The sequence below is a fragment of the Lysobacter terrae genome (assembly GCF_054782215.1).
Genome location: NZ_BAAGSX010000014.1, coordinates 1 through 1151 on the forward strand (window position 1 = coordinate 1; position 1151 = coordinate 1151).

Consider the following 1151-nt stretch of genomic DNA (forward strand, 5'->3'; position numbering starts at 1 on the left):
GCCGATTCGACGGAGAACGTATCGCCCGGTTGCATGTAACGGGTGATGCGCAAGTTGCCGGATGTAGCAGCTCTAGAACCGCCCATTGCTTGTACTCCTCGATCGGCGTGGGTTGCCCATTCGGGCGTCGCCTGAGATGTACTTAATGCTGTCGGCGGAGCTGGCTTTGATCAACAGACTATGGATCTACTGCCTATACATCTCACACGAGGGTTCTGCCCCCCCGACTCTGAGAAGGCACTCTGTCCCCCAACCTACTACCTACCGATCTGTCATCGCAGTCCGCGCAGATGCAATGTGCTGCCCGTTCATCACCGGATTCTTACAACCCCGCGATCAGACATCGTATAGACCGGCATCGCAGGAAACTCTGCAAAGATTTCTGCAAGATCAATGATCGCTGGAAATATTTCGTAGATCGGCGCCAGGCCTTCCGCCTGGAGCACCTGACATTTCTTTGCCTGTATCAGATTCGGATTGGCGACAAAGATGCCGGTGACATCAGCTCCTTGAAGCAGCCACTCGTTGTACTGATCAAAGTTGACGTCAAAGCTTCTTTGGACTGCATCCCAAGAAGGACTCTCTCCTAGCGACCCATAGGACCCATCGGCCATTCGTGCCGAACCAGAGTCTCCGTTAGAGACCGTTATGATGTGGCTCGTAGATTGTGGCCTGAAGATAACGCCGACATCGCCCGGCAACGGCATTTGATGCCCCGGCCAGATCGCACAACACGACAGACCCCACTTATCACGGTTCGCGATGGCGTTCTGCAAGTCATTCGGAAAAACGCCGCCAGCTCGCATGTTCGCATGATGCGAGAAGTGAACAATAAGCACTCCTCGCCCATCTAGTTCTTCATTCAATTGTTCGATGTTCAATGCGCTGTTCTCTGCCACCTTTGCTCGCAGGGATTCTCAAGCATCCACATGGCACCGCCAAGCCCACTTGAATGACGGGAACTGGATGAAGAGGAGGCATGGAGCATGGGGCAGAGTGCACTTTGATAAAGGGCGAGAAAGTCGGCACTGACCCCAGTTTGCTTCTGCTGCCCCGGCGCAAACAACAGTTGCTGGATCACTCGCACCACGATGCGCTGCTGCCGCTTCGTGAGCAGGCCGAAGCCCAGGATGGCTTCTGCGAGCGGGTCG

2 protein-coding genes are annotated in these 1151 nt (G+C 55.0%); both read right to left on the reverse strand.

The genetic code is table 11. The features are described from left to right. Positions 1–311: 311 nt before the first annotated feature. A complete protein-coding gene (locus ACYVJ8_RS17690) occupies positions 312–881 on the reverse strand; it encodes a hypothetical protein (protein ID WP_460714903.1) in 570 nt (189 codons plus the stop codon). Further along, positions 878–1151 (reverse strand): hypothetical protein (locus tag ACYVJ8_RS17695; RefSeq protein ID WP_460714905.1); only part of this gene is annotated, 274 nt, incomplete at its 5' end. The genes ACYVJ8_RS17690 and ACYVJ8_RS17695, both read right to left, overlap by 4 nt.